The following is an 8,909-nucleotide window of genomic DNA, read 5'->3' on the forward strand; positions in this document are numbered from 1 at the left end:
CGAAACCGGCACCCCCGGAACATCCGGTGCCCGGCAACAAGGATGGTGCCCCCGGGCACCCCGAAGGCCCGGGCACCATCAGAAAGGCGCCTCCGGAGTATCCGAAGGCCCGAGCTGAAAAAATGGCGCCTCCGGAATCTCCGGAGGCCCGAGCTGAAAAGATGGCGCCTCCGGATATTCCGGAGGCGCCGGGGGGGGGGCCTGCCTGCCGGCGAGACGCACCGGCCGCGGCAGGCTCAGGCAGAGCGGCCTCAGGCCAGGCGGCGGTGCAGCGCGCCGGTGGCCGAGTTCACGTAAGCCTCGCCCACCGCGATCACGCCGGCGGCCGCGGCGGCGGCATCGTCGGCGTAGCTGGGCAGCGAGGAGAGGTCGAGGCGCAGCGCCGCCCCCACCCGGTCGAGCTTCAGCCCGCCGTCGGCATGGGCATAGATGCGCGTGGCGCCGCCCTCGTTCTCGGTGGTGGTGCCGGCGAAGGAGATGCAGTTCTGCACCCCGCGCGCCGAGATGTGGATGGCCGCCGCCTGGTCGGTCACCCCGCTGGTGGGCAGGGGCGAGACATAGATGCCCCAGGCGTGGTTGCACGAGCCGGTGCCCAGCGTCACGTCCTCGGTCTTGAGCGCCATCACGTGGTTCACGTGGCCCGAGGAGGTGATCTCGGCCTGGGCGCGCACGCCGTAGAGCGAGCCGAAGCTGCCGCCGTTGCCGCTGCCGCTGTAGCGGGCGCGGCCCCAGATGCCCATCAGCGTGTTCATCAGGCCGGTGTTGGTGGCCTCGCCGATGGCGCGCACCGCCCAGACATCGCCGCCGCCCTGCTGGGTGGAATTGTAGCGCGCCGTCACGTCCATGCCGCCGTACTGGCCCGAGCCCGCGGCCGAGGGCACGGCGTTCATGAACACCTGGGAGCACAGGTTGAGCCCGCTCGCCCCCGAGGGGTTCTGCTGGATGTGCAGCGCATAGGCCGGCGTCTCGGTGCCCAGGCCCAGGTTGCGGGTCTTCGACCAGAACTGGCTGGTGGTGTAGGTGAATCCGAGCTCGGCGGAAACCGCCGGCCCGAGAACGGTGGCGAGTTCCTCTGCCACATCGGCAACTTCGACCATGTCGTTACTCCGTGAGGGTGATCAGGGCGCCCTGGTGGGTGAGCGGCTCGCCATCGAGGCGCAGCGCCGTCTGCGGCACCGGGTCGGGCCAGGTGAGCCAGAGCCCGCCGAGCGCGAGCGGCTGGCCGTTCAGGCGCAGCACGTCGCCGGGCAGCGGCGGCGGGCCGCCGGCCGGAAACAGCCGCGGCGGCGCGGCCGCGGTGAGCGAGAAGCCGAAGGCGATCATCATGCGCCCGCCCTCCCGCCGGAACCCCGGGGCCGGGAGACGCCCCCGCAGGCCGGGAACGTCAGGCGCGATGACAGGCGGAAAGAGACTGGACTGGACAAAATACGGGCCCCGGGGCTGCAATAAACCGGCTTCATGCGAATACGTCTCAAATATCAGCAATTCTTTATTAAAAGGTTTATGAGTTCTGTTCAGGGGACAGGAAACGCAGAACCACGGGAGAAGGCCGCGCATGTCCGCCCCCCGGCGCAGAAATCCGGATGCCGATCCGCCCCCCCGGGCCAGGCCGCTGCAGGTGCTGGTGGTGACCCCGCTGGGCCCCGGCGGCCGGGGCGGCATCGACCGGATGACCGACACGCTCGCCGCCGCCCATGCCGCCCGGCCGGTGCCGGGGCTGCGGCTGCGCTTCGCGGTCTCGCGCGGGCCGGGGGCGCTCGCGCTCTCGCCCCTCCACCTCGCCGCCTGCCTCGCGCGCCTGCTCGCCCTGCGCCTCGCCGGGCGGGTCGACCTCGTGCACGTGAACCTCTCGGGCGGCGGCTCGATCGCGCGCAAGCGGCTGGTCTGCGGCCTCGCCCGCGCCCTCGGCCTGCCTTACGTGGTCCAGCTGCACGGCTCGCGCTTCCGCCAGGACTGGGCGGCCGCCCCGCCGCGCCGGGCCGCCGCCATCACCGCCCTGTTCGAGCGCGCCGCCGCGGTGCTGGTGCTCGGCCGGGCCTGGGAGGCGCATCTGCGCGCCCGCGCGCCCCGCGCCCGGCTGCACGTGCTGCCCAATGCCACCCCGGCACGGGCCCCGACCGCCCCGCCCGGGGCCCCGCCCGTGCGGCTGCTCTTCCTCGGCCGGGTGGGGGCGCGCAAGGGGGTGTGGGAGCTGATCGACGCCCTCGCCCGCCTGCCCGCCAGCCCCGCCTGGGAGGCGGTGATCGCCGGCGACGGCGCGCTCTCCGAGGCCCGCGCCCGCCTCCGCGCCGCCGGGCTGGAGGCCCGGGTCTCCCTGCCCGGCTGGCTCGGCCCCGAGGCGGTGGAGCGCGCGCTCGCCCAGGCCCATGTCCTCGTGCTGCCCTCGCATGACGAGAACCTGCCGATGTCGGTGATCGAGGCCATGGCCGCCGGGCGCGCCATCGTCGCCACCCCGGTGGGCGCGGTGGAGGACATCCTCCTGCCCGGCGAGACCGGCCTTCTCGTGCCCCCCGGCGACACCGACGCCCTCGCCGCCGCCCTCGCCCGGCTCGTCGCCGAGCCCGACCTGCGCGCCCGGCTCGGGCAGGCCGCCCGCGCCTTCCACGCCCGCCATCTCGAGATCGACGGCTGCCTCGCCCGGCTCGCCGCCATCTGGCGCGCGGCCGCCCTGCCCCGCGCACCCCGGCCCGCCCCCGGGCCTTCGGCGGGCGCCCCCGCCGCAGGCCTCCCGCCCCTGCCGGGCGACACGGCCGGCCCCGCCATCCCCCCTGCGAACCCCGCACCCGATCGGCGCGCGCCCCTTCCCGGGCCGACTCCCCGGGCCAGCGCGGGTGCCTCCGGCCAGCTCGCGCCCCTTCGGGAGCCGCCTTCCCTCGGGCCCGCGAAGCCCGTTTCCGAAGCGATGGCGCTCCTTCGGGATTCCCTTCCGACACCCCTTCGGGGTGATGCACCCCCACCCCCGCCGCAGCCCCGCATCACCGCCCATGTTTCGCGCGCGAAACGCTTCGCCCATCCCGTCGCCCGGTCCCGGCCGGCAGAGCCGCGCCGATGAGGCCGGGATGGATGCTGCGCCGGCTGGCCTCGATGTCGCCGGCCGAGGTGGCGCACCGGCTGCGCGAGGCCGGACTGAAGCACTCCGCCCGCCGGCTCGAGGGCTGGGAGCGCCACCGCGGCCCGGCCCTCGAGCCGCCCGACGCCCCGGCCCTGCGCTGCCTCCACGAAGCCTCCCCCGCCCTGCGCGCCGCCATCGCCGAGGCCGCCACCGCCACGCTCGAACGCCCCTTCGAAGCCCTCGGCCGGCGCTGGCCCGCCCCCGGGCCGGGCCCGGCCTCGCCGCAGCACAGCTTCGCCACGGACGCGCCCCCCCGCGCGCCGGGCGGCGGCCTCTCCTCACCCGGAGCACCCGCCGCGGCCGGCCCGGGGTCACCCGGCACCGGCCGCGCCCCGGCGCCGCCGCCTGCCGATGCCCGCGCCACGGGCGCCTCCCCCGCGCAGAGCCCGCCCCCGGACGCCCGGCTCCCCGGACCGCCCGGGGCGGAGGACGGCGCCTTCCCCCCCGGGCTCTGGTCGCTCGACCCGGTCTCGGGCCGGCACTGGCCGCGGCACTGGTGCTTTGCCATCGACCACCGCCACGCCCCCGGCTTCGGCGACGTGAAATACCTCTGGGAGGTGAACCGGCTGCAGATGCTGCCCGCCCTCGCCGCCCATCACGCGCTCACCGGCGCGCCGGAGGCGCTGGCCGGGCTCGAGGCCGCCCTGCGCGGCTGGCACGCGGAAAACCCGCCCTGGCGCGGGCTGGCCTGGTCCTCGGGCATCGAGCTGGCGCTGCGGGTGATCTCCCTCGCCCCGGTGGCGCAATGGGCTGGGGCGGCGCTCTCGCCCGCCGCCGCCGCCTGCCTGCGCGAGATGCTCTCCGCCCACCTGTTCTGGCTGCAGCGCTTCCCCTCGCGCTTCTCCTCGGCCAACAACCACCTCGTGGCGGAATGCGCCGGGCTCGTCACCCTCGGCACGCTCTGGCCCGCCCTGCCCGGCGCGGCGGAGGCCGCCAGCCGCGCCCATGCCGGGCTCTGCACCGCGCTCCTCGCCCAGATCCTCCCCGACGGCGCCCCGGCCGAGCAATCGCCCTCCTACGGCGCCTTCACCACCGAGCTCGGCCTGTTCGTCCACCGGCTGCGCCCCCTGCCCGGCCCGGTGCGCGCCCGGCTCGACGCCTTCGCCCGCTTCATCCGGGCCGCCGACCTGCCCCTGCCCGCCCTCGGCGACGATGACGAGGGCCGCGTCCTCACCCTCGGCCCGCCCGAACCGGGCCCCGCCCACGCCCGCTCCGTCGCCGCCTGCGCGGCACTGCCCGGGGCGGGCCACGACACCGCCGCCCCGGACGCCGCCCCGGACGCCGCCGCCCGGCCGCCCGGCAACGCCGCCTTCCGCGCCCTGCTGCTCGGCGCCCCGGGCAGTGCCCTGCCGCCAGCGGCCCCGGGCCTCGCCGTCTTCCCCGAAGGCGGGCTGAGCCTGCTGCGCGCCGGCCGGATCGCCCTCAGCCTCGACCACGGGCCGCTGGGCTATCTCTCCATCGCGGCACACGGCCATGCCGATGCGCTCTCGCTCACCCTCGCGGTCGACGGCGCGGCGGTGCTCGTCGACCCCGGCACCTGGGCCTACCACGCCGGCGGCGGCTGGCGGGACTGGCTGCGCTCCACGCCCGCGCACAACACGCTCAGCATCGCCGGCGGCAACCAGAGCCGCATCACCGGGCCGTTCAACTGGGGCCGGCACGCGCGCAGCCGGCTCGTGAGCGCCCGGGCCGAACCGGCGGAACTGCTCGCCGAAACGGACGCCTGGCGCCGCCGGCACGGCTGCCTGCACCGCCGGCGCATCCGCCTGCTGCCCGAGGGTCTCGAGATCCGCGACAGCCTGCCGGGCGCGCGGCCGGGCCTGCCGGTCTCGCTCACCTTCCAGCTCGCGCCGGGCTGCGAGGTCGCCCTCTCCCCCACCGCCGCGAGGGTGAGCCGCGACGGCACCTCCCTGCTCACCCTCACCTTCCCCCCCGGCTCCCTGCGCGCGCCCTGCGGCGCGGCGGGCCCCGACGGCGGCTGGGTCTCGCCCCGTTTCGGCGCGCTCCTCCCCGCCCCGCGGCTGGTCTGGAGCGGGGCATCCGGCGCCGATATCACCACCCGGCTGACGCTCGCCTGAGCGGGGTGTTTCGCGCGCGAAACACCCCGCTTTCGGCACACCCCATGTGGCGCGCAAAAGGGCGGGATTTGTCCTCCTATAATGCGCGATGGGTTCCCGTATCGAGGATTTCGGCCGGGGAACAGCGCCCCTGTCGGGGAGGGGCAGGCCCCTCCGCCTCCAGGGTCGCGTCGGGCCCTTGCGGTCCCTCCCGCCCGGGGGCGCCCGGCCGCGCCCCGGAGAGGGCGCGGCGAGCGCCGAGCGGGGGCTCGATGCCCCCCGAGGCGCTGCCTGCGGGGAGATGTTTCGCGCGCGAAACATCGGCGTCGGGGCGGTGGCGATAGGCGGCGGGATCGATGTCGCGGCGGCGGATGGTGGCGGGCTGGCCGGCGACGAGGCAGCGCGGCGGCACGTCCTCGCGCACCAGGGCATTGGCGGCCACCACGGCGCCGGCGCCGATCTCGACCGGGCCGAGCAGCTTCGCGCCCGCCAGCACCACCGCCCCCGCCCCGAGGCGCGGCGCGCCCGGGCCGCGGCCGTTGCCGCCCAGCACCACGTGCACGCCGAGCTCGCAGCCCGGCCCGATCTCGGCGGCGCCGTTCACCACCAGGCCGAGGCCGGAATGGTGCAGGAACACCCCCTCCCCCAGCCGCGCCCGGCCCGGCAGGGCGGCAGCGAAGGCGAGGCGGATCAGCCCGTCGATCAGCCGCGAGGCGCCCCGCAGACCGCGCCGGTGGCAGGCATGCGAGAGCCGGTGCAGCCGCAGGATCGCCTGCATCACACCCGCTCCCGGGCCGCAGGCGCCATGCCGGGCCGGCCGAAGGGCCCCGGCCAGGGCCCGCCGCTGCCCACCAGCAGCGCCGTGAGCCCGGCCCCGCGCAGCACGGTGGCCGCGAGCACCCCCAGGGCGACGGCCGTGGCGAGCCCCGCCCCCGCCCCCAGCGCGGCCAGGGCGGCGCAGGGAAGGCTCGCCGCCGCCGCCAGGGTGAGCCCGAGAACCCGCCGCGCCGCGCCGCGCTCCGGGCGGCCATGCAGGATCACCAGGGCGGAGAGCCCGGTCGCGCCGTCCACCGCCGCCGCGGCGAGCAGGATGAGCGCCGGGGTGGTGGCGGCGGCAAAGCCCGGGCCGAGCACCGCCACCATGCCGCCCTCCCCCGCCAGCGCCAGCAGCCCGAGCAGCGCGAGGGCCGGGGCGGTGGCGAGGCGGCAGCCCAGCGTGAGCGCGGCCTGCAGCCCCGCGCCGTCGCCCCGCGCCCCGAGCGCGGAGACCTGCGGCGCCAGCACCATCCCCGCCGCCCAGCCCGCGAGCCCGGGCAGCAGCGCGAGGCGCAGGCCCGCGTCGAGCCAGGCGACCTCGGCCATGCCCCCGGCGGCAGTCATCGCCCCGCCACCTCCGGTGGCCGTCATTATCCCGCCACCTCCGGTGGCCGTCATCACCCCCCCGGTCGCCAGCGCCGCGGCGAGCCAGAGCGCCGAGCGGTTGAGCAGCAGCGTCGCCCCCTGCACCGCCCAGAGTGCCAGCGCCTCCCGCCAGAGCCGCAGCGCCGGCAGGTGCGGGCGCAGCCGCGCCCCGCCCGCGAGCCAGGCCAGCTGCAGCACCAGCCCCGGCAGCGCCGCGCCGATGAGCACCGCGAGGGCCGCACCGGGCGTGAGCCCGCCGGCGGCCGAGAGCAGCAGCAGCCCCGCCAGGGTGAGGCCGGGCGCGAGCCCGCCCTCCGGGAAGACGGCGCGGAACACCTCGCCGCGCGCGCGCTGCACCCCGGCCGCCGCCCCGCCCAGGGCGCCGAGCCCGGCGAGCAGCAGCGCCGGCGCCGCCGGCGAGAGCGGCAGCAGCACGAGCCCGGCCGCGAGACAGGCGCTCCCCGCGGCGCAACCGCCGCCGAACAGCGCCCCCTCCAGCCGCCGGGCCATCGCCGCCCGCCCGCCCGCGCGCAGCCGCGGCAGGTGGCGCAGGGCGAGCTGGTCGAAGCCCAGCGGCCCGAGGTAGCGCCCCAGCGTGCCCGCCGCCATCGCGAGCGACAGCCCCGCCACCTGTGCCGCCGGCAGCGTGCGCGCCAGCACCACGAAGGCCAGCGCCAGGCAGGCTACCCCGCCCAGCCGCAGCCCGAAGGCGCCCGCCGCAGCCCCGAGCATCCCCGCCCCGGCGCCCGCGCCGCGCCGCCTGAACCCTTCCGCCATGCTCATGCCCTTGCCTCCCCCCGATCCGCTCTCGTGTCACCTGTCCTGCCGGCCGTGCCGTCCTGCCGCACACCGCGGCCCGGCGGGGCGGGCGGCCGCGCCCCCTGCCCCATCCGGTGTCGTGCCTGCGCCCGCCCGGCCCGGGCCGCGGCGTCGGCCGCCAGTGCCCCGGCGAAGCCGAGGGCGAAGAGGAACCCCGCCAGCGGCCGGGCCAGAAGCCCGTTGGAGACCGCCCCCATCACCAGCACCGCCAGCAGCACCGCCACCGCCCGGGGCCCCGCCCCGCGCAGCGCCAGGGCGAAGAGCGCGAGGAAGCCGGCGAGCCCGATCACCCCGTGCTCGATCACCAGGCCCAGCAGGTCGTTGTGGGAGTTCTTCTCCTCCCACCACCAGACCGCGCTGGAGCGCAGGTCGGAGCCCGCACCGCTGCCCACCAGCAGCATGTCCCAGGAGCGGGTGGCGAGCAGGTCGAGCCGCTCGGCCCAGACCGCGACGCGCCCCGAGCTCACCGCCGCGAGGTCCAGCTCGCCCGAGAGCGCCACCGCCAGCCCGTAGGCCGCCGCCGCCGCCAGCATGGCCAGGATCAGCCGGCTCTCGGCGGTGAAGCGCGCCCAGGCCAGCACCCCGATCCAGACCAGGCAGCCGAGCTGCACCGTGCGCACCCGGTAGAGCAGGATGAGCAGCAGGCAGAGCCCCACGAAGGGCCAGATGCGCCGCCAGCCGCCGCCGCCATGCACGAGGCAGACCAGCACGCCGAAGATCACGTAGGCCGAGAGATGGATGCCCTGGCTGTCGAGGAAGGGCGCCGGGCGCAGGATGCCGCCCACCTCCACCGCGGGCCGGGCGAGCGCCATGCCGAGCGCCAGCAGCGGCACCGCCTTCAGCCCCAGGCGCAGCGCCGGCGGCAGGCAGACCCGGGCCGGGCCCGGCGGGGCGCGCCGCCGCGCCCGGCCGCCCGATTGCGCGGCCGGCCGGCGCGCGCGCACCAGCCCGGGCGCCGCGATGAACCACAGCGGCAGCGAGGCCTGCTGCAGCCGCACCGGCAGGTCCTGCGGCGGGCCGGCCACCATGAGCCCGGCCAGCGCGCTCAGCCCCAGGCCGAGCAGCAGCAGCACCGGCCCGCCGGTGCCCGGCGCGCGCAGGCGCAGCCGCATCAACGCGGCCACCAGCACCAGCCCCAGCCCGGCCCCCGCGAGGGCCAGCCGCAGCGGCACCGGCATCACCTCGAAGCCCAGCACCTGGGCCATCTGGCACAGCACCGCCGCCCCGGCCACCCGGGCCTGCGCCCGCGCCCCGCGGCGGCGCGCCCGCGCCTGCACCCGGCCGAGCACCCCCGCGATCCCCCGCGACACCGGCCGCAGCACCTGGCCGCGCAGGTCGCGCAGCGCGGCGCCCGGGCGGCGGACGGCGGGAAGCGCACCCGTCCCGGGTGGCAAGCCAGCACCCGTCCCGGGCGACACGACAGCGCCCGTCCCGGGCGACACGACAGCGCCCGTCCCGGGCGACACGACAGCGCCCGTCCCGGGCGACACGCCAGCGCCCGTCCCGGGCGCCAAGCCAGC

At 77.8% G+C, this 8,909-nt stretch carries 7 protein-coding genes; 2 read left to right on the forward strand and 5 right to left on the reverse strand.

What is annotated here, in order from left to right:
• Positions 1-251: 251 nt before the first annotated feature.
• Together D3P35_RS23690 and D3P35_RS23695 are read right to left on the reverse strand one after the other, a co-directional pair.
• Complete coding sequence (locus tag D3P35_RS23690) at positions 252-1,097, reverse strand: hypothetical protein (RefSeq protein ID WP_118138405.1); 846 nt, start codon at positions 1,095-1,097, stop codon at positions 252-254.
• 4 nt (positions 1,098-1,101) lie between these two features.
• Entirely contained in the window at positions 1,102-1,326 is a 225-nt protein-coding gene (locus D3P35_RS23695) for a hypothetical protein (protein WP_118138406.1), read from the reverse strand.
• Between the two features lie 229 nt (positions 1,327-1,555).
• On the opposite strand from D3P35_RS23695, the gene D3P35_RS23700 reads away from it, so the two are divergent.
• Positions 1,556-3,052 (forward strand): glycosyltransferase family 4 protein, encoded by a 1,497-nt coding sequence (locus tag D3P35_RS23700; protein WP_118138407.1) that lies wholly within the window; start codon positions 1,556-1,558, stop codon positions 3,050-3,052.
• The gene (locus D3P35_RS23705) at positions 3,049-5,190 is read left to right on the forward strand and encodes a heparinase II/III-family protein (RefSeq protein WP_118138408.1); all 2,142 of its coding nucleotides are present in this window, start codon (positions 3,049-3,051) and stop codon (positions 5,188-5,190) included. The genes D3P35_RS23700 and D3P35_RS23705 overlap by 4 nt, the downstream gene beginning before the upstream one ends.
• 76 nt (positions 5,191-5,266) lie before the next feature.
• On the opposite strand, the gene D3P35_RS23710 is transcribed toward D3P35_RS23705, so the two are convergent.
• The 3 genes from D3P35_RS23710 to D3P35_RS23720 are packed head-to-tail and all read right to left on the reverse strand — an operon-like array spanning position 5,267 to position 8,783.
• Positions 5,267-5,947 carry a serine O-acetyltransferase gene (locus tag D3P35_RS23710; protein WP_118138409.1) on the reverse strand — a complete coding sequence of 227 codons (681 nt, stop codon included), beginning with the start codon at positions 5,945-5,947 and terminating at the stop codon, positions 5,267-5,269.
• Positions 5,947-7,353 (reverse strand): hypothetical protein, encoded by a 1,407-nt coding sequence (locus D3P35_RS23715; RefSeq protein ID WP_118138410.1) that lies wholly within the window; start codon positions 7,351-7,353, stop codon positions 5,947-5,949. The genes D3P35_RS23710 and D3P35_RS23715 overlap by 1 nt, the downstream gene beginning before the upstream one ends.
• Positions 7,350-8,783, reverse strand: coding sequence for a hypothetical protein (locus D3P35_RS23720; protein WP_118138411.1), 1,434 nt, complete (start codon positions 8,781-8,783; stop codon positions 7,350-7,352). Before D3P35_RS23720 ends, D3P35_RS23715 begins: the two co-directional genes overlap by 4 nt.
• Positions 8,784-8,909: the final 126 nt, after the last annotated feature.

The organism is Oceanicella sp. SM1341 (assembly GCF_003448965.1).
GTDB lineage: Bacteria > Pseudomonadota > Alphaproteobacteria > Rhodobacterales > Rhodobacteraceae > Paroceanicella.

Bases quoted from the DNA above. Each gene is read 5' to 3' on its own strand.
- D3P35_RS23690 (WP_118138405.1), bottom strand. From the start codon at position 1,097: ATGGTCGAAGTTGCCGATGTGGCAGAGGAACTCGCCACCGTTCTCGGG.
- D3P35_RS23695 (WP_118138406.1), bottom strand. From the start codon at position 1,326: ATGATGATCGCCTTCGGCTTCTCGCTCACCGCGGCCGCGCCGCCGCGG.
- D3P35_RS23700 (WP_118138407.1), top strand. From the start codon at position 1,556: ATGTCCGCCCCCCGGCGCAGAAATCCGGATGCCGATCCGCCCCCCCGG.
- D3P35_RS23705 (WP_118138408.1), top strand. From the start codon at position 3,049: ATGAGGCCGGGATGGATGCTGCGCCGGCTGGCCTCGATGTCGCCGGCC.
- D3P35_RS23710 (WP_118138409.1), bottom strand. From the start codon at position 5,947: ATGCAGGCGATCCTGCGGCTGCACCGGCTCTCGCATGCCTGCCACCGG.
- D3P35_RS23715 (WP_118138410.1), bottom strand. From the start codon at position 7,353: ATGAGCATGGCGGAAGGGTTCAGGCGGCGCGGCGCGGGCGCCGGGGCG.